General features: G+C 71.5%; 21 protein-coding genes. 18 read left to right on the forward strand and 3 right to left on the reverse strand.

Going from position 1 to position 23,860, the window contains the following annotated elements:
* Positions 1-232: 232 nt before the first annotated feature.
* Positions 233-2,428 carry an elongation factor G-like protein EF-G2 gene (locus AC067A_RS28045; RefSeq protein ID WP_479245261.1) on the reverse strand — a complete coding sequence of 732 codons (2,196 nt, stop codon included), beginning with the start codon at positions 2,426-2,428 and terminating at the stop codon, positions 233-235.
* 270 nt (positions 2,429-2,698) lie between these two features.
* Between AC067A_RS28045 and pgsA the strand changes: the two genes are divergently transcribed.
* From pgsA to AC067A_RS28120, 15 genes are all read left to right on the forward strand, one after another.
* The gene (pgsA, locus tag AC067A_RS28050; RefSeq protein WP_479245262.1) at positions 2,699-3,364 is read left to right on the forward strand and encodes a phosphatidylinositol phosphate synthase; all 666 of its coding nucleotides are present in this window, start codon (positions 2,699-2,701) and stop codon (positions 3,362-3,364) included.
* Entirely contained in the window at positions 3,361-4,404 is a 1,044-nt protein-coding gene (locus AC067A_RS28055) for a phosphatidylinositol mannoside acyltransferase (protein ID WP_479245263.1), read from the forward strand. The genes pgsA and AC067A_RS28055 overlap by 4 nt, the downstream gene beginning before the upstream one ends.
* Positions 4,401-5,552, forward strand: coding sequence for a glycosyltransferase family 4 protein (locus AC067A_RS28060; RefSeq protein WP_479245264.1), 1,152 nt, complete (start codon positions 4,401-4,403; stop codon positions 5,550-5,552). The genes AC067A_RS28055 and AC067A_RS28060 overlap by 4 nt, the downstream gene beginning before the upstream one ends.
* 770 nt (positions 5,553-6,322) lie before the next feature.
* Positions 6,323-6,865, forward strand: a complete 543-nt coding sequence (locus AC067A_RS28065; RefSeq protein ID WP_479245265.1) for a hypothetical protein — start codon at positions 6,323-6,325, stop codon at positions 6,863-6,865.
* Between the two features lie 116 nt (positions 6,866-6,981).
* A complete protein-coding gene (gene pdxS / locus AC067A_RS28070) occupies positions 6,982-7,896 on the forward strand; it encodes a pyridoxal 5'-phosphate synthase lyase subunit PdxS (protein WP_317874515.1) in 915 nt (304 codons plus the stop codon).
* 6 nt (positions 7,897-7,902) lie between these two features.
* Positions 7,903-8,496: a pyridoxal 5'-phosphate synthase glutaminase subunit PdxT gene (gene pdxT / locus AC067A_RS28075; RefSeq protein ID WP_479245266.1), complete on the forward strand. Its 594-nt coding sequence runs from the start codon at positions 7,903-7,905 to the stop codon at positions 8,494-8,496.
* Positions 8,497-8,558: 62 nt separating this feature from the next.
* Complete coding sequence (locus tag AC067A_RS28080) at positions 8,559-9,311, forward strand: YebC/PmpR family DNA-binding transcriptional regulator (protein WP_367820379.1); 753 nt, start codon at positions 8,559-8,561, stop codon at positions 9,309-9,311.
* Between the two features lie 109 nt (positions 9,312-9,420).
* A complete protein-coding gene (gene ruvC / locus AC067A_RS28085; RefSeq protein ID WP_479245267.1) occupies positions 9,421-9,984 on the forward strand; it encodes a crossover junction endodeoxyribonuclease RuvC in 564 nt (187 codons plus the stop codon).
* The gene (gene ruvA, locus AC067A_RS28090; protein ID WP_479245268.1) at positions 9,981-10,613 is read left to right on the forward strand and encodes a Holliday junction branch migration protein RuvA; all 633 of its coding nucleotides are present in this window, start codon (positions 9,981-9,983) and stop codon (positions 10,611-10,613) included. The genes ruvC and ruvA overlap by 4 nt, the downstream gene beginning before the upstream one ends.
* A gap of 52 nt (positions 10,614-10,665) precedes the next feature.
* Positions 10,666-11,754: a Holliday junction branch migration DNA helicase RuvB gene (ruvB, locus tag AC067A_RS28095; RefSeq protein WP_479245269.1), complete on the forward strand. Its 1,089-nt coding sequence runs from the start codon at positions 10,666-10,668 to the stop codon at positions 11,752-11,754.
* Positions 11,755-11,919: 165 nt separating this feature from the next.
* Positions 11,920-12,393: a preprotein translocase subunit YajC gene (gene yajC, locus AC067A_RS28100; RefSeq protein ID WP_479245270.1), complete on the forward strand. Its 474-nt coding sequence runs from the start codon at positions 11,920-11,922 to the stop codon at positions 12,391-12,393.
* A 144-nt stretch (positions 12,394-12,537) separates the two neighbouring features.
* A complete protein-coding gene (secD, locus tag AC067A_RS28105) occupies positions 12,538-14,292 on the forward strand; it encodes a protein translocase subunit SecD (RefSeq protein ID WP_479245271.1) in 1,755 nt (584 codons plus the stop codon).
* A gap of 1 nt (position 14,293) precedes the next feature.
* Complete coding sequence (gene secF, locus AC067A_RS28110; protein ID WP_479245272.1) at positions 14,294-15,367, forward strand: protein translocase subunit SecF; 1,074 nt, start codon at positions 14,294-14,296, stop codon at positions 15,365-15,367.
* Entirely contained in the window at positions 15,364-15,915 is a 552-nt protein-coding gene (locus AC067A_RS28115) for an adenine phosphoribosyltransferase (protein WP_479245273.1), read from the forward strand. The genes secF and AC067A_RS28115 overlap by 4 nt, the downstream gene beginning before the upstream one ends.
* Before the next feature lie 200 nt (positions 15,916-16,115).
* Complete coding sequence (locus AC067A_RS28120; protein WP_479245274.1) at positions 16,116-18,587, forward strand: RelA/SpoT family protein; 2,472 nt, start codon at positions 16,116-16,118, stop codon at positions 18,585-18,587.
* Between the two features lie 121 nt (positions 18,588-18,708).
* Here AC067A_RS28120 and AC067A_RS28125 read toward each other — a convergent pair whose 3' ends face one another.
* Both AC067A_RS28125 and AC067A_RS28130 read right to left on the reverse strand, forming a co-directional pair.
* Complete coding sequence (locus AC067A_RS28125) at positions 18,709-19,938, reverse strand: DUF349 domain-containing protein (RefSeq protein ID WP_479245275.1); 1,230 nt, start codon at positions 19,936-19,938, stop codon at positions 18,709-18,711.
* A 197-nt stretch (positions 19,939-20,135) separates the two neighbouring features.
* Positions 20,136-20,933: a peptidylprolyl isomerase gene (locus tag AC067A_RS28130; RefSeq protein ID WP_479245276.1), complete on the reverse strand. Its 798-nt coding sequence runs from the start codon at positions 20,931-20,933 to the stop codon at positions 20,136-20,138.
* A 164-nt stretch (positions 20,934-21,097) separates the two neighbouring features.
* Here AC067A_RS28130 and AC067A_RS28135 point away from each other — a divergent pair, with 164 nt between their 5' ends.
* The 3 genes from AC067A_RS28135 (at position 21,098) to AC067A_RS28145 (ending at position 23,835) form a co-directional block, all read left to right on the forward strand.
* Complete coding sequence (locus tag AC067A_RS28135; protein ID WP_479245277.1) at positions 21,098-21,805, forward strand: MBL fold metallo-hydrolase; 708 nt, start codon at positions 21,098-21,100, stop codon at positions 21,803-21,805.
* An 8-nt stretch (positions 21,806-21,813) separates the two neighbouring features.
* Positions 21,814-23,076, forward strand: coding sequence for a histidine--tRNA ligase (gene hisS, locus AC067A_RS28140; RefSeq protein WP_479245278.1), 1,263 nt, complete (start codon positions 21,814-21,816; stop codon positions 23,074-23,076).
* A gap of 132 nt (positions 23,077-23,208) precedes the next feature.
* Complete coding sequence (locus AC067A_RS28145; RefSeq protein ID WP_479245279.1) at positions 23,209-23,835, forward strand: vitamin K epoxide reductase family protein; 627 nt, start codon at positions 23,209-23,211, stop codon at positions 23,833-23,835.
* Positions 23,836-23,860: the final 25 nt, after the last annotated feature.

Raw genomic sequence — 23,860 nt, forward strand, 5'->3', positions numbered from 1 at the left:
CTTCTGAGCTGGGCACCACAGCGTAACCGGGTACCGGCGGATGCGTCACTGCCTGTGGGTGTCGACGGCCGAATGACGTCCGCCCGGCCCGTGCCGGGCGGACGTGCGGCGCTGTCGCCGCGTCAACCAGGAGTGCTTTCAGGCCTGTTCGCGTCGACCAGGAGCCTCTTCAGGCCTGTTCGTGTCGACCTGCGGCCTTCTCAGGCCTGTTCGCGTCGACCTGCGGCCTTCTTCAGGACTGTTCGCGCATCCTCTCCGCCAGGTGCGGCGGCATCGGCTCGTGCCGGGCGTACGCGCGGTCGAACCGTCCGGTGCCGTGCGAGACCGAACGCAGGTCGATCGCGTACCGCCCGATCTCGATCTCGGGCACCTCGGCCCGCACCACGGTCCGTCCCGGGCCGGCCTGTTCGGTGCCGACGACCCGGCCGCGCCGCCCCGACAGGTCGCTCATGACCGGCCCGACGTACTCGTCGGGGACGAGGACCTGGACCTCGGCGACCGGCTCCAGGAGGTGGACGGGCACGTCGGCGGCCGCCTCGCGCAGGGCGAGCGCGCCGGCCGTCTGGAAGGCCGCGTCGGAGGAGTCCACCGAGTGGGCCTTGCCGTCCCGCAGGGTGATCCGGACGTCGACGAGGGGATGGCCGGCGGCGACGCCGCGGGCCGCCTGGGCCCGTACCCCCTTCTCGACGGACGGGATGAACTGGCGGGGGACCGCGCCGCCGACCACCTTGTCGACGAACTCGATGCCACTGCCCGCGGGCAGCGGTTCGACGTCGATCTCGCAGATGGCGTACTGGCCGTGGCCGCCCGACTGCTTCACGTGCCGACCGCGGCCGGAGGAGGGCGCCCCGAAGGTCTCGCGCAGCGACACCTTGTACGGGACGGCGTCGACCTGCACGCCGTACCGGCCGCGGAGGCGTTCGAGGACGACGTCCTGGTGGGCCTCGCCCAGACACCACAGGACGACCTGCCGGGTGTCCTGGTTCTGTTCGAGGCGCAGGGTCGGGTCCTCGGCGACCAGCCGGGCGAGGCCCTGGGAGAGCCGGTCCTCGTCGGCCTTGCTGTGGGCCTCGACGGCGAGCGGGAGCAGGGGTTCCGGCATGCTCCAGGGCTCCATGAGGAGCGGTTCGTCCTTGGCGGAGATCGTGTCGCCCGTCTCGGCGCGGCCGAGTCGTGCGACGCACGCCAGGTCTCCGGCGATGCACTGCTGCTGGGGGCGCTGCTGTTTGCCGAAGGGGGAGGTCAGGCCGCCGACCCGCTCGTCGACGTCGTGGTCCTCGTGTCCCCGGTCGGCGAGGCCGTGGCCCGAGATGTGCACGGTCTCGTCGGGGCGCAGGGTGCCCGAGAAGACCCTGACCAGCGAGATCCGGCCCACATAGGGGTCGGCCGCGGTCTTGACGACCTCGGCGACCAGCGGGCCGTCGGGGTCGCAGGTGATCGGCGGGCGGGGCTGTCCGTCGGGAGTGGTGACGGCCGGCGGCTCGTGCTCCAGGGGCGAGGGGAAGCCCCCCGTGATCAGCTCGAGGAGTTCGAGGGTGCCGAGGCCCTGCGTGCCGCCGTCGGCGGCGGGCGCGGCCGCGAGCACCGGGTGGAAGGCGCCCCGGGCGACGGCCTTCTCCAGGTCGTCGACGAGCGTCTTCAGATCGATGTCCTCGCCGCCGAGGTACCGGTCCATGAGGGACTCGTCCTCGCTCTCGGCGATGATCCCCTCGATGAGCCGCCCGCGGGCCTCCGCGATCAGCTCCCGCTGCGCCTCGTCGGGCGCGTCCTCCCGGCGCACCCCCGTGGAGTAGTCGAAGATCCGCTCCGAGAGCAGGCCGGCGAGGCCGGTGGCGGGCGCGTGACCGTCGGCGCCTTCGGCACCGCGCACCGGCAGGTAGAGCGGGAGGACGGCGTCGGGGTCGTCGCGGCCGAAGAGGTCGGCGCAGACGGCGGTGAGCTCGGTGAAGTCGGTGCGGGCGGTGTCGAGGTGGGTGACGACGATGGCGCGGGGCATCCCGACGGCGGCGCACTCCTCCCAGACCATACGGGTCGAAGCGGCGACGGCGTCGGCCTCCTGGGCGGCCGAGACGACGAAGAGGGCCGCGTCCGCCGCGCGCAGACCGGCCCTCAGCTCTCCGACGAAGTCGGCGTATCCGGGGGTGTCGAGCAGATTGATCTTGTAGCCGTCCCAGCCGACCGGTACGAGGGACAGCTGCACCGAGCGGTGCTGGCGGTGCTCGATCTCGTCGTAGTCCGAGACCGTGGCGCCGTCCTCGACGCGCCCGGGCCGGTTGAGCGCCCCCGCGGTCTGCGCGAGGGCCTCGACCAGGGTCGTCTTGCCCGATCCGCTGTGGCCGACCAGCACCACGTTGCGCACTGCCTGGGGCCGGTCGGCCGTCGGAGCCCTGCCGGCGGCCCCGGCGGGCGTGTTCGCCTTGTCACCCATGATGTGTTCCTCCCGGCTGCTCGCACGGTGCGGCGGGACGCGGGCGCGGGGGAGTGGTGTGTCGCGGTACTGCTCCTGCGGTGCCCGCGGTGGTCCTTCGAGCTTTGCACCACCGCAGGGACGCGTCCATACGTCGTACACGGACGGGCCCGCCGGGGGACCCCGACGCGGCGGGGACGGGTGCCCGCCGCATCGCCGGGACACGCGTGGCTACGATGGGCGAGCCGGTGGTCGCAGGGGCCGCGCGGCCCACCGAACCTCGGGAAGGCCATGCTGAACAAGTACGCGCGTGCCTTTTTCACGCGTGTCCTCACGCCGTTCGCCGCGTTTCTGCTCCGCCGGGGCGTCAGCCCCGACGCGGTCACGCTCATCGGCACGGCGGGGGTGATGGCCGGCGCACTGATCTTCTTCCCCCGCGGAGAGTTCTTCTGGGGCACGATCGTCATCACCCTCTTCGTCTTCTCCGACCTCGTCGACGGCAACATGGCCCGGCAGGCGGGGATCTCCAGTCGATGGGGCGCCTTCCTCGACTCGACGCTCGACCGGGTCGCCGACGGCGCGATCTTCGGCGGCTTCGCCCTCTGGTACGCGGGCAAGGGCGACGACAACGTGCTGTGCGCCGTGGCCATCTTCTGTCTCGCCAGCGGCCAGGTCGTCTCGTACACCAAGGCCCGTGGCGAATCGATTGGCCTGCCGGTCGCCGTCAACGGCCTGATCGAACGCGCCGAGCGGCTCGTCATCTCGCTGGTCGCCGCGGGCCTCAGCGGCCTGCACGCCTTCGGCGTGCCCGGCGTTCAGGTGCTGCTGCCCGTCGCCCTGTGGATCGTGGCCGTCGGCAGCGCGGTGACCCTGGGACAGCGGGTCGTGACGGTACGGCGGGAATCGGCCGAGGCGGACGCCGCCGCGGCTGCCCAGGGGGGCGGGTCGGCATCATGAGCGCACTGAAGGACCGACTGAGCGACGGCCTGTACGGCCTCGGATGGGCGACCGTGAAGAAGCTGCCGGAGCCGGTGGCGACGGGCCTCGGCCGCCGGATCGCCGACCTGACGTGGAAGCGGCGCGGCAAGAGCGTCCTGCGCCTCGAGTCCAACCTCGCGCGCGTGGTGCCCGACGCCACGCCCGAGCGGCTCGCCGAGCTGTCGCAGGCCGGCATGCGTTCGTACATGCGGTACTGGATGGAGTCGTTCCGGCTGCCGACCTGGAGCAGGGAACGGGTCGAGCGGTCCGTCGACATCAAGGGCCGCCACCACCTGGAGGAGGGGCTCGCCGCCGGGCGCGGCGTCGTCCTCGCCCTGCCGCACCTGGCCAACTGGGACCTGGCGGGCGTCTGGGTGACCCGCTCGCTCGGCTTGCCCTTCACCACCGTGGCGGAACGGCTCAAGCCCGAGTCGCTCTACGACCGCTTCGTCGCCTACCGCGAGTCCCTCGGCATGGAGGTCCTGCCGCACACCGGCGGCTCCGCCTTCGGCACCCTCGCCCGGCGGCTGCGGGCGGGCGGCCTGGTCTGCCTCGTCGCCGACCGCGACCTCTCCGCCTCCGGCATCGAGGTCAGCTTCTTCGGCGACACGGCGCGCATGCCCGCCGGCCCCGCCATCCTCGCCCAGCAGACGGGCGCGCTCCTCCTGCCGGTGACCCTCTGGTACGACGGCTCCGCGGTCATGCGCGGCCGCATCCACCCGCCCGTCGGCCTCCCCGACTCCGGCACCCGCGCCGAGAAGACCTCCGCCATGACCCAGGACCTCGCCGACGCCTTCGCCGCCGGCATCGCGGAACACCCCGAGGACTGGCACATGCTCCAACGCCTCTGGCTCGCCGACCTGGAGGAACGCGGCGACACGCCGGGGTCCGGGGCTTCGGCGAAGGACGGAGCGTCTGCCGGGGCCGGGTCCGGACCCGGGTCCGGGGCTTCGGCGGGGCGTGGGGCTTCGGGCGGGTCCGGTGCTTCGGCCGGGCGCGGGGAGGAGCGGCAGAAGTGAAGATCGGGATCGTCTGCCCCTATTCCTGGGACGTGCCGGGCGGCGTGCAGTTCCACATCCGCGACCTCGCCGAGCACCTCATCCGGCTCGGTCACGAGGTGTCCGTCCTCGCCCCCGCCGACGACGACACCCCGCTGCCGCCGTACGTCGTCTCCGCCGGCCGGGCCGTACCCGTGTCCTACAACGGCTCGGTGGCCCGGCTCAGCTTCGGCTTCCTCTCCGCCGCGCGGGTGCGCCGCTGGCTGCACGACGGCACCTTCGACGTCGTCCACATCCACGAACCGACCTCGCCCTCCCTCGGGCTGCTCACCTGCTGGGCGGCGCAGGGACCGATCGTGGCCACCTTCCACACCTCGAACCCGCGCTCGCGGGCCATGATCGCCGCGTACCCGATCCTCCAGCCCGCCCTGGAGAAGATCAGCGCCCGCATCGCGGTCAGCGAGTACGCGCGGCGCACGCTCGTCGAGCACCTCGGCGGCGACGCGGTCGTCATCCCCAACGGCGTCGACGTCGACTTCTTCGCCCGCGCCGAACCGAAGAAGGAATGGCAGGGCGGGACCCTCGGCTTCATCGGCCGCATCGACGAACCCCGCAAGGGCCTGCCCGTCCTCATGCGCGCCCTGCCCCGCATCCTCACCGAACGGCCCGAGGCACGGCTCCTCGTCGCCGGCCGCGGTGACGAGGAGGAGGCGGTGGCCTCCCTGCCGGCCGACATGCGCTCCCGGGTGGAGTTCCTCGGCATGGTCAGCGACGAGGACAAGGCCCGGTTGCTGCGCAGCGTCGACGTGTACGTGGCGCCCAACACCGGCGGCGAGAGCTTCGGCATCATCCTCGTCGAGGCGCTGTCGGCCGGCGCGCCCGTCCTCGCCTCCGACCTCGACGCCTTCGCCCAGGTCCTCGACCAGGGCGCGGCCGGCGAGCTCTTCGCCAACGAGGACGCCGACGCGCTGGCCTCCGCAGCCGTCCGCCTCCTCGGCGACGCGGGCCGCCGCGCCGAACTCGGCGCTCGGGGCTCCGCCCATGTGCGCCGCTTCGACTGGTCCACGGTCGGGGCGGACATCCTCGCGGTGTACGAGACCGTCGCGGACGGGGCGGCCGCGGTCGACACCGACGAACGCGTCGGCCTCCGAGCCCGCCTGGGCCTCTGACCCCCGCCCGCACCCCGTCGTAGGCGTCCGTTCCACGGGGGCCGCGCCCGCCCCGCCCGTTGTGGGCCCTCGCTTCACCGGGACGGTGCCCCCCGCCCCGCCCGTTGTGGGCAGTCGTTCCGTCGGGGCGGTGCCCCCGTGCGTTGTGGGCCCTCGTTCCGCTGGGCGGTGCCCACCGCCGTGCCTCCGCCCCCGTTGTGGGCAATCGTTCCGCTGGGGCGGAACGGGTGGGCACAACGGACGGCGCCCCGTGCCGGGCCTAGGCTTCCGCGCCCGGACCCGCACCCGGTGCGCACCGGACTGTGAGTGCGGGCCCAGGCACAAGGGGCGGAGGCGCTGCCAAGGGGCGCCGTCCCGTGTGCCCACCCGTCCCGCCCAGCGGGACGATTGCCCACACGGCGGGCGGGTGCGGCGAAGGCCACGGGGCGGGGGCGAAGGCCCCCACGGGAGCGGGCGCGAGCCCCCACGGCAGCAGGCGCGGAGGTCGACACGGCGGTGGGCGCGGGCCCGCGCGGGACGGGGCGAAGGTCCACGCGGCAGCAGGCACGGGACCATACGGCGGTGGGCGAAGGCCCACGTGGCGGGGGCGGGCGGCAGCCCAGGCGGGGCAGGCCCACGCGGGGCGGGGGCGAAGGCCCACGCGGCAGCGGGCGCGAGCCCCCACGGCAGCGGGCGCGAGCCCACGCGGCAGCAGGCGCGGGAACACGCGGCGGGGGGCGAAGGTCCGCGCGGCGGGGGGTGCGGGCCGCCGCCCGGTAGCCTGTGCGCCCGTGATGGAAACCGTGATCTGGACCGTCGTCGCGCTGATCTTCATCGGCGTCTACCTGAGCTGGACCGCCGGGCGGCTCGACCGGCTGCACGCGCGCATCGACGCGGCCCGCGCGGCCCTGGACGCGCAGCTTCTGCGCCGGGCCTCGGTCACCCAGGAGCTCGCGACCTCGGGCGTCCTGGATCCGGCGGCCTCGATCGTGCTGTACGAGGCCGCGCACGCGGCCCGGCAGGCGGAGGAGGACCACCGGGAGGTCGCGGAGAGCGAGCTGAGCCAGGCGCTGCGGGCCGTCTTCGGGGAGCCCGAGCAGGTGGAGCTCGTACGGGAGGCCCCGGGCGGCGAGGAGGCGGCGGGGGAGCTCGCGCAGGCCGTGCGCCGGGTGCCGATGGCCCGGCGCTTCCACAACGACGCGGTGCGGGCGGCCCGCGCGCTGCGCCGCCACCGCAAGGTCCGGTGGTTCCGGCTGGCGGGCCACGCGCCGTTCCCGCTGGCCTTCGAAATGGACGACGAGCCGCCGGTGGCCCTTGCCGATCGTCCGGCCTGACGCCCCGTAACCTGCGAAAACGATCCACCGGGTCCACATTGGCCCTTGCTGTGGACCGCAGGTGGACTGTTTCCTCACTCTTGTCGTCAATCGCTGTTGTCACGAGTGAGGTACTTGTGTCCACCACGCCTTCCCCCTCCCCCCAGTCCCCCGAGACCGGCACCGCCCGTGTGAAGCGCGGCATGGCCGAGCAGCTCAAGGGCGGCGTGATCATGGACGTGGTCAACGCCGAGCAGGCGAAGATCGCCGAGGACGCCGGCGCCGTGGCCGTCATGGCCCTGGAGCGGGTCCCCGCGGACATCCGCAAGGACGGCGGCGTGGCCCGCATGTCCGACCCGAACATGATCGAGGAGATCATCGGTGCGGTGTCCATCCCGGTCATGGCCAAGTCCCGCATCGGTCACTTCGTCGAGGCCCAGGTCCTGCAGTCCCTCGGCGTCGACTACATCGACGAGTCCGAGGTCCTGACCCCGGCCGACGAGGTCAACCACTCCGACAAGTGGGCCTTCACGACCCCCTTCGTCTGTGGCGCCACCAACCTGGGCGAGGCCCTGCGCCGCATCGCCGAGGGCGCGGCCATGATCCGCTCGAAGGGCGAGGCCGGCACCGGCAACGTCGTCGAGGCCGTCCGCCACCTGCGCCAGATCAAGAACGAGATCGCCAGGCTGCGCGGCTTCGACAACAACGAGCTGTTCGCCGCCGCCAAGGACCTGCGCGCCCCGTACGAGCTCGTCAAGGAGGTCGCCGAGCTCGGCAAGCTGCCGGTCGTGCTGTTCTCCGCCGGTGGCGTCGCCACCCCGGCCGACGCCGCGCTCATGCGCCAGCTCGGCGCCGAGGGCGTCTTCGTCGGCTCCGGCATCTTCAAGTCGGGCGACCCGGCCAAGCGCGCCGCCGCCATCGTGAAGGCCACCACCTTCTACGACGACCCGAAGATCATCGCGGACGCCTCCCGCAACCTGGGCGAGGCCATGGTCGGCATCAACTGCGACACCCTCCCCGAGTCCGAGCGCTACGCCAACCGGGGCTGGTAAGCACCGATGAACGCCTCTCCCGTGATTGGTGTCCTGGCTCTCCAGGGCGACGTACGGGAGCACCTGATCGCCCTGGCCGCGGCTGACGCCGTGGCCAGGCCGGTGAGGCGCCCCGAGGAGCTCGCCGAGGTCGACGGCCTGGTCATCCCCGGTGGTGAGTCCACCACCATCTCCAAGCTGGCCGCGCTCTTCGGCCTCATGGAGCCGCTCCGCGAGCGCATCGCCGCGGGCATGCCGGTCTACGGCACCTGTGCCGGTCTGATCATGCTGGCCGACAAGATCCTCGACCCGCGTTCGGGCCAGGAGACCTTCGGCGGCATCGACATGATCGTCCGCCGCAACGCCTTCGGGCGGCAGAACGAGTCGTTCGAGGCCGGCGTCACCGTCACGGGCGTCGAGGACGGCCCCGTCGAGGGCGTCTTCATCCGCGCCCCGTGGGTCGAGTCCGTCGGTGCCGAGGTCGAGGTCCTGGCCGAGCACGGCGGTCACATCGTCGCCGTACGGCAGGGCAACGCCCTCGCGACCTCGTTCCACCCCGAACTCACGGGGGACCACCGGATTCACGCCCTGTTCGTCGACATGGTGCGCGCTTCGGGTTGATCCGATCCCGGTAGGATCTCTGGGGTTCGTTCAGAAATGGGTTACGCGAAGGAGACAGGCAGATGTCCGGCCACTCTAAATGGGCTACGACGAAGCACAAGAAGGCCGTGATCGACGCCAAGCGCGGCAAGCTCTTCGCGAAGCTGATCAAGAACATCGAGGTCGCGGCCCGGACCGGTGGTGCCGACCTGGACGGTAACCCGACGCTCTTCGACGCCGTTCAGAAGGCCAAGAAGCAGTCGGTTCCGAACAAGAACATCGACTCCGCGCTCAAGCGCGGTGCGGGTCTCGAGGCCGGCGGTGCCGACTACGCGACGATCATGTACGAGGGCTACGGCCCGAACGGTGTCGCGGTGCTCATCGAGTGCCTCACCGACAACCGCAACCGCGCCGCCTCGGACGTGCGCGTCGCCATGACCCGCAACGGCGGCTCCATGGCCGACCCGGGCTCTGTCTCGTACCTGTTCAACCGCAAGGGCGTCATCGTGCTCCCCAAGGGCGAGCTGTCCGAGGACGACGTGCTGGAGTCGGTGCTCGAGGCCGGTGCCGAGGAGGTCAACGACCTCGGTGAGTCGTTCGAGATCATCAGCGAGTCCACCGACCTGGTCGCGGTCCGCACCGCCCTCCAGGAGGCCGGCATCGACTACGACTCCGCCGAGTCGAGCTTCGTTCCGACGATGCAGGTCGAGCTCGACGAAGAGGGCGCGCGCAAGATGTTCAAGCTGATCGACGCCCTGGAGGACAGCGACGACGTGCAGAACGTCTTCGCCAACTTCGACGTCAGCGACGAGGTCATGGCCAAGGTCGACGCCTGATCGCGGTCTTTCCGAACAGCGGGCCGACGGGACACACCCCGTCGGCCCGCTGTGTTGTCAGTGCCACCCGATAGCCTGCACAAACAGACTTGCGAAAGGGAGGGGCACAGTGCGTGTACTCGGGGTGGACCCCGGTCTCACCCGGTGTGGCGTCGGCGTCGTCGAGGGCGTCGCCGGACGGCCCCTGACCATGCTCGGCGTCGGTGTGGTGCGGACGGCCGCGGACGCGGACATCGGCGTGCGCCTCGTCGGCATCGAGCGCGGCATCGAGGAGTGGCTCGACCGCTTCTCTCCCGACCTGGTCGCCGTCGAGCGGGTGTTCAGCCAGCACAACGTCCGTACGGTGATGGGCACGGCCCAGGCCAGCGCGGTCGCCATGCTCTGCGCCTCGCGCCGCGGCATCCCCGTCGCCCTGCACACCCCCAGCGAGGTCAAGGCCGCCGTCACCGGCAGCGGACGCGCCGACAAGGCCCAGGTCGGAGCCATGGTGACCCGGCTCCTGAGGCTTTCCGCCCCGCCCAAGCCCGCCGACGCCGCCGACGCGCTCGCCCTCGCCATCTGTCACATCTGGCGGTCCCCCGCGCAGAACCGCCTCCAGCAGGCCGTCGCCCAGAACCGTCTCCAGCAGGCGGTCGCCCAACAGACGTCCGCAGTGAAAGGCCGAAACCGATGATCGCCTTCGTCAGCGGCCCGGTCGCCGCCCTCGCCCCCACCACCGCCGTGATCGAGGTCGGCGGCGTGGGCATGGCCGTCCAGTGCACGCCGAACACGCTCTCCGCGCTGAGGATCGGCCAGGAGGCCCGGCTCGCCACCTCCCTGGTCGTCCGCGAGGACTCCCTCACCCTGTACGGCTTCGCCGACGACGACGAGCGGCAGGTCTTCGAACTCCTCCAGACGGCCAGCGGCGTCGGCCCCCGCCTCGCCCAGGCCATGCTCGGCGTGCACAGCCCCGACGCCCTGCGCCTGGCCGTCTCCACCGGCGACGAGAAGGCCCTCACCGCCGTCCCCGGCATCGGCAAGAAGGGCGCGCAGAAACTCCTCCTCGAACTGAAGGACAAGCTCGGCGCCCCGCTCGGCAGCAGCGGCCTGGTCGGCGCCCAGCGTGCCGCCGCGTCCGGCCCGGCCCCGTGGACCGAGCAGCTCTCCGCCGCGCTGATCGGCCTCGGCTACGCGAGCCGCGAGGCGGAGGAGGCCGTCAGCGCCGTCACCCCGCAGGCCGAGGCCGCCCTCGCCGAGACCGGCGCCGCCCCCGTGCCGCAGCTGCTCCGCGCGGCCCTGCAGACCCTCAACCGCACCCGCTGAGCCACCCGCCGCTGCCCCGCCGACCAGACCGTACGAACGAGAAGGCATCACCGTGAACTGGGACGACGACATCACCGCCGAGGCACCCGAGGCCGAGGCGCGCATCGTCGGCGCCTCCGCCGAAGGGGACGACCAGGCCGTCGAGGCGGCCCTGCGCCCCAAGGACCTCAGCGAGTTCGTCGGCCAGGAGAAGGTCCGCCAGCAGCTCGACCTGGTCCTCAAGGCCGCCCGCCAGCGCGGTGCCACCGCCGACCACGTGCTGCTCTCCGGAGCCCCCGGCCTCGGCAAGACGACCCTCTCGATGATCATCGCGGCCGAGATGAACGCCCCGATCCGCATCACCTCCGGCCCCGCCATCCAGCACGCCGGCGACCTCGCCGCGATCCTCTCCTCCCTCCAGGAGGGCGAGATCCTCTTCCTCGACGAGATCCACCGGATGTCCCGGCCCGCCGAGGAGATGCTCTACATGGCGATGGAGGACTTCCGCGTCGACGTCATCGTCGGCAAGGGCCCGGGCGCCACCGCCATCCCGCTGGAACTCCCGCCCTTCACGCTGGTCGGCGCCACCACCCGGGCCGGGCTCCTGCCGCCCCCGCTGCGCGACCGGTTCGGCTTCACCGCGCACATGGAGTTCTACGACCCGGCCGAGCTCCAGCGCGTGATCCACCGCTCCGCCGGACTCCTCGACGTCGAGATCGACCCGGCCGGCGCCGCCGAGATCGCCGGCCGCTCCCGCGGCACCCCCCGCATCGCCAACCGGCTGCTGCGCCGCGTCCGCGACTACGCGCAGGTCAAGGCCGACGGAGCGATCACCCGGGAGATCTCCGAGGCCGCCCTCAGGGTGTACGAGGTCGACGGCCGCGGCCTCGACCGCCTCGACCGCGCCGTCCTGGAGGCGCTGCTCAAGCTCTTCGGCGGCGGACCGGTCGGTCTGTCCACCCTCGCGGTCGCCGTGGGGGAGGAGCGCGAGACCGTCGAGGAGGTCGCCGAACCCTTCCTCGTACGCGAAGGACTACTGGCCCGTACGCCCCGTGGCCGGGTCGCGACTCCGGCGGCGTGGGCGCACCTCGGACTGGTTCCGCCGCAGGCAGCGGGCCCGGGAGCACACGGAAGCGGACAACAGGGGCTCTTCGGGGCGTGACGGTGCCGACACTCGCCCGGACCGGAACCAGGGTGCGATGCTGGACGTTGTTCCATCGATGCGGACTCGCCTAGACTCCGCCGATGCCGCCCTTTCCGGTCGGCGCGCCCACCCCCGAAGATCAGGCCGCGGGTTCTCCGCGACCATGCGAAGGAAACCCGTCCCGTGAACATCGTGACCCTCCTCCCCTTCATCGTCCTCATCGGGGCCATGTTCCTGATGACCCGCTCCGCCAAGAAGAAGCAGCAGGCGGCGGCGCAGATGCGCGACGACATGCAGCCCGGCACCGGCATCCGCACGATCGGGGGGATGTACGCCACGGTCAAGGAGATCGGTGACGAGACCGTCCTCCTCGAGGTCGCTCCCGGCGTGCACGCCGTCTACGCGAAGAACGCGATCGGCGCGGTCCTCGAGGACTCCGAGTACAACCGCATCGTCCACGGCGACGAGGAGGAGTCCGGCTCCGACACCGTCGTCCCGGACGACGCCTCCTCGCTGACCGAGGCCGCCGACGCCGAGGGCACGGAGAAGACCGACGAGGCGCCGAAGGCCGATCTGACGAAGAAGTCGGACGCGGCCGAGGACGGCACCGAGGTCCGGAAGGACGGCAAGGCCGAGGGCGAGACCGACGCGAAGTAGTCGCGGCCGGGGACCGCGCGCACGCCCACAGGCGAGCGCGGTCCCCGGAACGGTTCCACGTCTGCGGGGGCAGGTCCCCACACACACTTCGTGGCCGTCCCGCGCACACCCGGCGCGGGACGGTTGGACAGGGAGATACGACAGGTGGCAGCACCGAAGAAGGGCCGAAGGCCGGCGGGGGGACAGAGCCGTCCGGGCCGCGCCCTGGCACTCATCCTGATCGCCATGGTCGCGCTCACCGGCGGCATGTTCTGGTCGGGGCACACCACCCCGCGCCTCGGCATCGACCTCGCCGGCGGTACGTCGATCACGCTCAAGGCGAAGGCCGAGCCCGGCCAGGAGTCGGCGGTCAACGAGACCAACATGAACACGGCGGTCGGCATCATCGAGCGCCGTGTCAACGGTCTGGGTGTCTCCGAGGCCGAGGTCCAGACGCAGGGCCGCGAGAACATCATCGTCAACATTCCTCGCGGGACGAACGAGAAGCAGGCCCGTGAGCAGGTCGGTACCACCGCCCAGCTCTACTTCCGGCCCGTTCTCGCCGTGACGAACGGCGCGCCGCAGGCGGCCCCGAGCGCCACGCCCTCGGGTTCTCCCTCGGCCAAGCCGTCCGCCTCCACCGGTGCCACCGCGGGCGAGAAGTCGGCCACGCCGACGGCCACCGCCTCCACCCAGGGCCGCGCGCTCACCGAGGCCCTCAAGGCCCCGAGCCCGACGCCCACCGCGAGCTCCTCGGCCTCCACGAAGCCGACGGCCACCGGGACCCCCCAGGCGACCCCGAAGCCCGACCCCGCCACCGCGGCGCTGGAGCAGAAGTTCACCGCGCTGAACTGCCTCGACCCCAAGCAGCGCACCGCCGCCGGCCAGGGCGTCAAGGCCGAGCAGCCCACCGTCGCGTGCGGCGAGGACGAGCCCGGCGTGTGGTCGAAGTACCTCCTCGGCCCGGCCGAGGTCGGAGGCCGTGACGTCGACGACGCCAAGGGCGTCCTCGACCCGCAGCGCGGCATCTGGATCGTGACCATGGACTTCACGGACGCGGGCGCGAAGAAGTTCCAGGCGATCACCAGCAAGCTGTCGGCGCAGACCGACCCGCAGAACCGCTTCGCGATCGTCCTGGACGGCGAGGTCGTCTCGGCCCCGTCGGTGCGCACCACGCTGAGCGCCAGCGCGGAGATCTCCGGCAACTTCAACCAGCAGACGGCGCAGGACCTCGGCAACATCCTGTCCTACGGTGCCCTGCCCCTGACGTTCGAGACGCAGAGCGTCGACACCGTCACCGCCGCCCTCGGCGGCGACCAGCTGGAGGCGGGCCTGATCGCGGGCGCCATCGGCCTCGCGCTGGTCATCATCTACCTGGTCGCCTACTACCGCGGCCTGTCGCTGATCGCCATCCTCAGCCTCGGCGTCTCGGCGCTCCTCACCTACGTGATCATGGCCCTGCTCGGCCCGGCCATCGGCTTCGCGCTGAACCTGCCGGCCGTCTGCGGCGCCATCGTCGCCATCGGCATCACCGCGGACTCGTTCATCGTGTACTTCGAGCGCATCCGCGACGAGCTCCGCGAGGGCCGCACGCTCCGCCCGGCCGTCGAGCGCGCCTGGCCGCGCGCCCGCCGCACGATCCTGGTCTCCGACTTCGTGTCGTTCCTGGCCGCGGCCGTGCTCTTCGTCGTCACCGTCGGCAAGGTCCAGGGCTTCGCGTTCACGCTCGGCCTGACCACCCTGCTCGACGTCGTCGTGGTCTTCCTCTTCACCAAGCCGGTCATGACGCTCCTGGCGCGGACCAAGTTCTTCGGCAACGGCCACCCGTGGTCCGGTCTGGACCCGAAGCGGCTCGGTGCCAAGCCGCCGCTGCGCCGCACCCGCCGTGCCCACGCCCCCGTCGACGCGAAGGAGGCGTGAGATGTCGAAGCTCGGCGATCTCGGCGCCCGGCTCCACCGCGGTGAGGTCGGTTACGACTTCATCGGCAACCGCAAGATCTGGTACGGCCTGTCCATCCTGATCACCATCACCGCCATCGTGGCCCTGGCCGTCCGCGGCCTCAACATGGGCATCGAGTTCCAGGGCGGTGCCGTCTTCACGACCCCGAAGTCGGAGGTCTCCGTCAGCCAGGCGCAGGAGTACGCGGAAGAGGCCTCCGGCCACGACGCCATCGTCCAGCAGCTCGGCAACGGCTCCCTGCGCATCCAGGTCGGCGGCCTCGACACCGCGCAGTCCGACCAGGTCCGCGCGGAGCTCTCGAAGGACCTGGGCGTCCCCGAGGACAAGATCGCGGCCGAGCTGGTCGGCCCCAGCTGGGGTGAGCAGATCGCCAACAAGGCCTGGACCGGCCTCGGGGTCTTCATGATCCTCGTGGTGATCTACCTGGCCATCGCCTTCGAGTGGCGCATGGCGGTCGCGGCACTGATCGCCCTCATCCACGACCTCACGATCACCGTCGGCATCTACTCGCTGGTCGGCTTCGAGGTCACGGTCGGTACGGTGATCGGTCTGCTGACCATCCTCGGCTACTCGCTGTACGACACGGTGGTGGTCTTCGACTCGCTCAAGGAGCAGACGAAGGACATCACCAAGCAGACCCGCTTCACCTACAGCGAGCTGGCCAACCGCTCGATCAACGGCACCCTGGTCCGTTCGATCAACACCACCGTCGTCGCGCTGCTGCCGGTCGCCGGTCTGCTCTTCATCGGTGGCGGCGTCCTCGGCGCCGGCATGCTGAACGACATCTCGCTGTCGCTGTTCGTGGGCCTCGCCGCCGGTGCGTACTCCTCGATCTTCATCGCCACCCCGCTGGTCGCCGACCTCAAGGAGCGCGAGCCGGCGATCAAGGCCCTGAGGAAGCGCATTCAGGCCAAGCGCGCCAGCGCCGCCGCCAAGGGCGAGTCGGGAGACGAGACGGACGCGCTGTCCGTCGAGGCGGAGACCGCCGTGGTGGGCCCCCGGACCAGCCGTCGGGGCCAGGAGCACCGAGGATGACCGCCGAGGCCCAGGACGTCGCCGAGCTCCTGCTCAGCCGCATCCGTGACGTCCCCGACTACCCGAAGCCGGGCGTGCTGTTCAAGGACATCACGCCCCTGCTCGCGGACCCGGTGGCGTTCACCGCCCTCACCGACACCCTCGCCGGGTTGTGCAGCGCGCACGGCGCGACGAAGATCGTCGGCCTGGAGGCGCGCGGCTTCATCCTGGCCGCCCCGGTGGCCGTCCGCGCGGGCCTGGGCTTCATCCCGGTCCGCAAGGCCGGCAAGCTCCCCGGGGCCACGCTCAGCCAGGCGTACGAGCTGGAGTACGGCACCGCCGAGATCGAGGTGCACGCCGAGGACCTGGCCGCGGGCGACCGCGTCATGGTCATCGACGACGTCCTCGCCACCGGCGGCACGGCCGAGGCCTCGATCGAACTCATCCGCCGCGCGGGCGCCGAGGTCGCAGGCGTCGCCGTCCTCATGGAACTGAGCTTCCTCCCGGGCCGCGCCCGGCTGGAGCCGGCCCTGGGCGACGCACCGCTGAAGGCGCTGATCACGGTCTGACGTCGGGGTTCGCCCTGACAGGGGCGCTCCGGGGAATCCCCGGAGCGCCCCTTCGCGTTCTCCGATACGTGCCCGCCCGCACGGCGCTGCCCCCTCGGAAGCCGTCCGAAACCCGGGCCCGTGAGCACGGGCACTCTTGGCTCGATACCATGGCCTTTCCGGGCCTGACCGGGGGACCCGGCACCGCACGAGGAGCGCTCTTGCCAGACGAGGCCCAGTCACTCTCCGCCGCGCAGCCCGACCCGAAGGCCGAGAAGGCCGCGACGGGAACCGGCACGCCCCAGGACAAGCCCGCGGAGACCGGGCCCGCGCCCGAGCCGCCCGCGCCGGCCCCCGCCTCGACTGCCCGGCCGACACCGGCGGCCCCCTCCCGCTCGGGAGGCTCGTCCAACCGGGTCCGCGCCCGCCTCGCCCGCCTCGGCGTCCAGCGCTCCTCCCCGTACAACCCGGTCCTCGAACCGCTGCTGCGGATCGTCCGCTCCAACGACCCCAAGATCGAGACGGCGACCCTCCGCCAGGTCGAGCACGCCTACCAGGTCGCCGAGCGCTGGCACCGCGGCCAGAAGCGCAAGAGCGGCGACCCGTACATCACCCACCCGCTCGCCGTGACGACGATCCTCGCCGAGCTCGGCATGGACCCGGCGACCCTGATGGCGGGCCTGCTCCACGACACCGTCGAGGACACCGAGTACGGCCTGGAGACCCTCCGCCGTGACTTCGGCGACCAGGTCGCGCTCCTCGTCGACGGCGTCACCAAGCTCGACAAGGTCAAGTTCGGCGAGGCGGCCCAGGCCGAGACGGTCCGCAAGATGGTCGTCGCCATGGCCAAGGACCCCCGTGTCCTGGTCATCAAGCTCGCCGACCGCCTGCACAACATGCGCACGATGCGCTACCTCAAGCGGGAGAAGCAGGAGAAGAAGGCCCGCGAGACCCTCGAGATCTACGCGCCCCTGGCCCACCGCCTGGGCATGAACACCATCAAGTGGGAGCTGGAGGACCTCGCCTTCGCGATCCTCTACCCCAAGATGTACGACGAGATCGTCCGGCTCGTCGCCGAGCGCGCCCCCAAGCGGGACGAGTACCTCGCCATAGTGACCGACGAGGTCCAGACCGACCTGCGCGCCGCCCGGATCAAGGCGACCGTGACCGGCCGCCCCAAGCACTACTACAGCGTCTACCAGAAGATGATCGTCCGCGGCCGTGACTTCGCGGAGATCTACGACCTGGTGGGCATCCGCGTCCTCGTCGACACGGTGAGGGACTGCTACGCCGCCCTCGGCACCGTCCACGCGCGATGGAACCCGGTCCCCGGCCGGTTCAAGGACTACATCGCGATGCCGAAGTTCAACATGTACCAGTCCCTGCACACGACGGTCATCGGACCCAACGGCAAGCCCGTCGAGCTCCAGATCCGGACCTTCGACATGCACCGCCGTGCCGAGTACGGCATCGCCGCCCACTGGAAGTACAAGCAGGAGGCCGTCGCCGGGGCCTCCAAGGTCCGCGCCGACGTGCCCAAGAAGGCCGGCAAGGACGACCACCTCAACGACATGGCGTGGCTCCGCCAGCTCCTGGACTGGCAGAAGGAGACCGAGGACCCCAGCGAGTTCCTGGAGTCCCTGCGCTTCGACCTCTCCCGCAACGAGGTCTTCGTCTTCACGCCCAAGGGTGACGTCATCGCCCTCCCCGCGGGCGCCACCCCGGTCGACTTCTCGTACGCCGTCCACACCGAGGTCGGCCACCGCACCATAGGGGCGCGGGTCAACGGCCGGCTCGTGCCGCTCGAATCGACCCTCGACAACGGCGACCTGGTCGAGGTCTTCACCTCCAAGGCCGCCGGCGCCGGCCCCTCGCGCGACTGGCTGGGCTTCGTCAAGTCCCCGCGCGCCCGCAACAAGATCCGCGCCTGGTTCTCCAAGGAGCGCCGCGACGAGGCCATCGAGCAGGGCAAGGACGCCATCGCCCGGGCCATGCGCAAGCAGAACCTGCCGATCCAGCGGATCCTGACCGGCGACTCCCTCGTCACCCTCGCCCACGAGCTGCGCTACACCGACATCTCCTCGCTGTACGCGGCGATCGGCGAGGGCCACGTCACGGCCCAGTCCATCGTGCAGAAGCTGGTCCAGGCGCTCGGCGGCGAGGAAGCCGCCACCGAGGACATCGAAGAGGCCGCGCCGCCCGCCCGCGGCCGCTCCAAGCGCCGCTCCAGCGCCGACCCCGGCGTCGTCGTCAAGGGCGTCGAGGACGTGTGGGTGAAGCTGGCCCGCTGCTGTACCCCCGTGCCCGGCGACCCGATCATCGGGTTCGTCACCCGGGGCAGTGGCGTATCGGTTCACCGCAGCGACTGCGTCAACGTGGACTCCCTCTCCCGGGAACCGGAGCGGATCCTGGAGGTCGAGTGGGCCCCGACCCAGTCCTCGGTCTTCCTCGTCGCCATCCAGGTCGAGGCCCTCGACCGGTCCCGGCTGCTCTCGGACGTCACCCGGGTCCTGTCGGACCAGCACGTCAACATCCTGTCGGCGGCCGTCCAGACCTCCCGCGACCGGGTGGCCACCTCCCGCTTCACCTTCGAGATGGGCGACCCGAAGCACCTGGGCCACGTCCTGAAGGCGGTACGGGGCGTGGAGGGCGTGTACGACGTGTACCGCGTGACCAGCGCCCGGCGACCGTAAGGGAGCGTCCGCCGATCATGCGGGCCTGATCGGCGAGACGCTTCCCGGGACCCTCCGTCCACACGAGGAAGGCCCCCGGCGAGATGCCGGGGGCCTTCCTCGTGCGCGAAGGGCGACGGCGTCAGCCGCCGAACTCCTCCAGGCCCTTCATGGCCTGGTCGAGCAGGGCCTGGCGGCCCTCCAGCTCGCGGGCGAGCTTGTCGGCCTTCGAGTCGTTCCCGGCGGCACGGGCCGCGTCGATCTGCTTGCGCAGCTTCTCGACGGCGTCCTGGAGCTGACCGGTCAGACCCGCGGCACGGGCGCGTGCCTCCGGGTTCGTCCGGCGCCACTCGGCCTCCTCGGCCTCCTGGATCGCACGCTCCACCGTGTGCATCCGGCCCTCGACCTTGGGGCGGGCGTCACGCGGGACGTGGCCGATGGCCTCCCAGCGCTCGTTGAGGGAACGGAAGGCCGCGCGCGCCGCCTTCAGGTCCGTCACCGGCACCAGCTTCTCGGCCTCGGTCGCGAGCTCCTCCTTCAGCTTGAGGTTCTCGGTCTGCTCCGCGTCCCGCTCGGCGAAGACCTCGCCACGCGCCGCGAAGAAGACGTCCTGGGCGCCGCGGAAGCGGTTCCACAGGTCGTCCTCGTGCTCGCGCTGGGCGCGGCCGGCCGCCTTCCACTCCGTCATCAGGTCGCGGTAGCGGGCCGCCGTGGTGCTCCAGTCGGTGGAGTTCGACAGCGACTCCGCCTCGGCGACCAGACGCTCCTTCGCCTTGCGGGCGTCCTCGCGCTGGGCGTCCAGCGACGCGAAGTGGGCCTTGCGGCGCTTCGAGAACGCCGAGCGGGCGTGCGAGAAGCGGTGCCACAGCTCGTCGTCGGACTTGCGGTCGAGCCGGGGGAGGCCCTTCCAGGTGTCCACGAGCGCCCGCAGCCGCTCGCCGGCGGAACGCCACTGCTCGCTCTGGGCCAGTTCCTCGGCCTCCGTGACGAGCTTCTCCTTGGCGGAGCGGGCCTCGTCGGTCTGCTTCGCCTTCTGGGCCTTGCGCTCCTCGCGGCGCGATTCGACCGTCTCGACGAGCTTGTCCAGCCGGGCGGCGAGCGCGGCCAGGTCGCCGACGGCGTGGTGCTCGTCGACCTGCTGCCGGATGTGCTCGATCGCCGCGGTGGCGTCCTTCGCCGAGAGGTCGGTGGTCCTCACGCGCTTCTCGAGGAGGCCGATCTCGACCACCAGGCCCTCGTACTTGCGCTCGAAGTAGGCCAGGGCCTCCTCGGGGGTGCCGGCCTGCCACGATCCGACGACCTTCTCGCCCCCGGCCGTCCGCACGTACACGGTGCCCGTCTCGTCGACGCGGCCCCACGGGTCGCTGCTCACAGCGCCTCCTCACCATGATGCCGTCGCGGGGTCGTACCCCCCGGGCATCGTCCACAGTTTCCCGGCGGGCCTCGCCCGCCTTCCGCAGCGCGCCCGAAGGCCCACGCTGCACAACGCCAATCTAGGCGAACCGCGGCCCGGCTGTCCGCACTCAGCGCGACCGAGATTCGACGGTCGCGCGCGTGCGGACGCCCGGCTCACTTCTTCGCGACGGTCGCCTTCTCGATGGTGACGGCCTTCTTGGGCGCGCCGTCCGTGGCGCCGCCCTCGACACCGGCCGCGGCCACGTCCTGGACCGCCTTGAGACCGGCCGCGTCGATCTTCCCGAACGGGGTGTACGTCGGCGGCAGCTGGGTGTCCTTGTAGACGAGGAAGAACTGCGAGCCGCCGGTGCCCGGCTGCCCGGTGTTGGCCATGGCGACGGTGCCGGCCGGGAAGGTCACCGAGCCGTCCTTGCCCGCCTTGCCCAGGGCGCCCAGGTTCTCGTCCGGGATGGTGTAGCCCGGGCCGCCGGTGCCGTCGCCCTTGGGGTCGCCGCACTGGAGCACGAAGATGCCCTGGGTGGTGAGCCGGTGGCACTTGGTCCCGTCGAAGTACTTCTTGCCCGCGAGGTGGGCGAAGGAGTTCACCGTGCGCGGGGTCTTCGCCGCGTCCATGGTGATCGTGATGTCGCCCTTGTCGGTCTTCAGGGACATCGCGTACGTGGCCTTCGTGTCCACGGCCAGCTTCGGCTCGGGGCCCGCCGACTCGCTCTGCGTGGGCGTGGGCGCCGCCGTGGTCGGCGTGTCGCTCGCCGCGTCGTCCGAGCCCTTGTCGGGGCCCGTCAGCGCCACGGAGGCGTACACGGCACCGCCCGCCGCGAGCACCACCGCGAGGGAGGCCGCGATGACGGTGTTGCGACGCCTCGCCCTGAGCCGGTTCTCCTCCCGCCGCTGCTGCTGCCGCGCGTACTTCTCCCTGGCAAGCTGCCGCCGCCGCTGATCGCTGGTGACCACCGGGTCCGCTCCTTGTCGCTCGTCTGTTCCTGTCCGGGCCGGATGTGCCCGTACCGTATACGGGTTGGCTGTGGAAGCGGCACCGCCGGTAGGCTCTGATCTGCCGCATTCCGTGTTTTCCACGAGTTCCGCGCCCCCGTGCCGGACGACATCTAAGGACGAACGTGCTGATTGCCGGGTTCCCCGCCGGGGCCTGGGGGACCAATTGCTATCTGGTCGCCCCCGCCGCAGGCGAGGAGTGCGTGATCATCGACCCCGGCCACCAGGCCGCCCAGGGTGTCGAGGAGACGCTGAAGAAGCATCGGCTCAAGCCCGTCGCCGTCGTCCTCACCCATGGACACATCGACCACGTCGCCTCCGTCGTCCCGGTGTGCGGCGCCCATGACGTCCCCGCGTGGATCCACCCGTCCGACCGCTACATGATGAGCGACCCGGAGAAGGCCCTCGGCCGCTCCATCGGGATGCCCCTCATGGGCGAGCTGACCGTCGGCGAGCCCGGCGACGTGCGCGAGCTCACCGACGGCGCCGAGCTGAAGCTCGCCGGTCTGGAGTTCTCCGTCGCCCACGCGCCCGGTCATACCAAGGGGTCGGTGACCTTCAGGATGCCCGAGACCACGGAGATCCCCTCCGTGTTCTTCTCGGGGGACCTGCTGTTCGCCGGCTCCATCGGACGCACCGACCTTCCCGGCGGTGACATGGACGAGATGCTCGCTTCGCTGGCCCGCGTGTGCCTGCCGCTCGACAACTCGACCGTGGTGCTGTCGGGACACGGTCCCCAGACGACCATCGGCCAGGAGCGCGCCACCAACCCCTATCTGCGGGACGTGGCGGCCGGCCTCGGGAGCACGGACGCTCCCCGACGAGGAATGTGACGACTTTCGTGAGCACCTTCAAGGCCCCCAAGGGCACGTACGACCTGCTGCCGCCCCGCTCCGCGACCTTCCTCGCGGTGCGCGAGGCGATCGCCACGCCGCTGCGCGACTCCGGCTACGGCTACGTCGAGACCCCCGGCTTCGAGGACGTGAAGCTGTTCTCCCGCGGTGTCGGCGAGTCCACCGACATCGTCAGCAAGGAGATGTACACCCTCACGACCAAGGGCAACGACGAGCTGGCGCTGCGGCCGGAGGGCACCGCGTCCGTCCTGCGCGCGGCGCTCCAGGGCAACCTGCACAAGCTCGGCAACCTGCCGGTCAAGCTGTGGTACTCCGGCTCGTACTACCGGTACGAGCGGGCCCAGGCGGGCCGCTACCGCCACTTCTCGCAGGTCGGTGCCGAGGCGATCGGCGCGGAGGACCCGGCGCTCGACGCCGAACTGATCATCCTGGCCGACCAGGCGTACCGCTCGCTCGGCCTGCGGAACTTCCGCATCCTGCTGAACTCCCTCGGCGACAAGGAGTGCCGCCCCGTCTACCGGGAGGCCCTGCAGACCTTCCTGCGCGGGCTCGACCTCGACGAGGAGACCCTGCGCCGCGCCGAGATCAACCCGCTGCGCGTCCTGGACGACAAGCGCGAGGCCGTGCAGAAGCAGCTGACGGACGCGCCCCTGCTGCGCGACTACCTGTGCGACGCGTGCAAGGCGTACCACGAGGAGGTGCGCGCCCTGATCACCGCGGCGGGTGTCGTCTTCGAGGACGATGCCAAGCTGGTCCGCGGCCTCGACTACTACACCCGCACCACCTTCGAGTTCGTCCACGGCGGTCTCGGCTCCCAGTCCGCGGTCGGCGGCGGTGGCCGCTACGACGGCCTCTCCGAGATGATCGGCGGCCCCGCGCTGCCTTCGGTGGGCTGGGCGCTCGGCGTGGACCGCACGGTCCTCGCCCTGGAGGCGGAGGGCATCGAGCTCGACATCCCCGCCGCCACCAGCGTCTTCGCGGTCGCCATCGGGGACGAGGCGCGCCGCCTGCTCTTCGGCAAGGTCACCGAGCTCCGCAGGGAGGGCATCGCCGCGGACTTCTCCTTCGGCGGCAAGGGCCTCAAGGGCGCCATGAAGGACGCCAACCGCTCGGGCGCCCGCCTCGCCGTCGTCGCCGGTGAGCGGGACCTCGCCGAGGGCGTCGTCCAGCTCAAGGACATGGAGTCCGGCGAGCAGCAGGCCGTCCCCGTGGACGGTCTCCTGGACGCCGTACGGGCCAAGCTGGCCTGATCCGTCGTACGGGCGGGCCCGGACCACACCGTGGTCCGGGCCCGCCCTTATCTCCGGCGAACGGCCGGACGGCGGGTCGGTGTTGCAGAATGACCGTGCCCACAAGGCCCGCGAGCGAGGGAAACAGGCGACATGACGAAGGCAGCGGTGGACGAGACCGCGTCCGGCCGGGACGGCGGCGGCACGATCGGGGCGAGCCGGGCCTTCGCCTGGCTCCTCGTGATCACCGGCGCGGCCGGGCTGCTCGCCGCGTGGGTCATCACGATCGACAAGATCAAGCTCCTCGAGGACCCCAGCTTCACGCCGGGGTGCAGCCTCAACCCGATCGTCTCCTGCGGCAACATCATGAAGAGCGAGCAGGCCTCGGTCTTCGGCTTCCCCAACCCGATGCTGGGCCTGGTCACGTACGCCATGGTGATCGCCATCGGCGTGGCCCTGCTCGCCGGCGCGCGCTACCGACGCTGGTACTGGCTCGGCCTCGACGCGGGCACGCTGTTCGGCGTCGGCTTCTGCACCTGGCTCATGTACCAGTCGCTGTACGAGATCAACTCCCTCTGCCTCTGGTGCTGCCTGGCCTGGGTCGCCACCATCGTCATGTTCTGGTACGTGACCTCGCACAACGTCCGGTCCGGCGTCATCCCCGCCCCCCGCGGCCTGCGGACCTTCTTCGACGAGTTCACCTGGGTCCTGCCCGTCCTGCACATCGGGATCGTCGGCATGCTGATCCTGACGCGCTGGTGGGACTTCTGGACCGGCTGACGGAAGACCGCGCTGTCGGCGCGGT

Source organism: Streptomyces sp. NPDC043176, from assembly GCF_056436715.1.

Excerpts from the sequence above, each read along its gene's own strand:
- AC067A_RS28045 (WP_479245261.1), bottom strand. The coding sequence starts at position 2,428 with ATGGGTGACAAGGCGAACACGCCCGCCGGGGCCGCCGGCAGGGCTCCG.
- AC067A_RS28145 (WP_479245279.1), top strand. The coding sequence starts at position 23,209 with ATGACGAAGGCAGCGGTGGACGAGACCGCGTCCGGCCGGGACGGCGGC.
- ruvA (WP_479245268.1), top strand. The coding sequence starts at position 9,981 with ATGATCGCCTTCGTCAGCGGCCCGGTCGCCGCCCTCGCCCCCACCACC.
- pgsA (WP_479245262.1), top strand. The coding sequence starts at position 2,699 with ATGCTGAACAAGTACGCGCGTGCCTTTTTCACGCGTGTCCTCACGCCG.
- pdxT (WP_479245266.1), top strand. The coding sequence starts at position 7,903 with ATGAACGCCTCTCCCGTGATTGGTGTCCTGGCTCTCCAGGGCGACGTA.
- AC067A_RS28055 (WP_479245263.1), top strand. The coding sequence starts at position 3,361 with ATGAGCGCACTGAAGGACCGACTGAGCGACGGCCTGTACGGCCTCGGA.
- AC067A_RS28115 (WP_479245273.1), top strand. The coding sequence starts at position 15,364 with ATGACCGCCGAGGCCCAGGACGTCGCCGAGCTCCTGCTCAGCCGCATC.
- AC067A_RS28080 (WP_367820379.1), top strand. The coding sequence starts at position 8,559 with ATGTCCGGCCACTCTAAATGGGCTACGACGAAGCACAAGAAGGCCGTG.
- secF (WP_479245272.1), top strand. The coding sequence starts at position 14,294 with ATGTCGAAGCTCGGCGATCTCGGCGCCCGGCTCCACCGCGGTGAGGTC.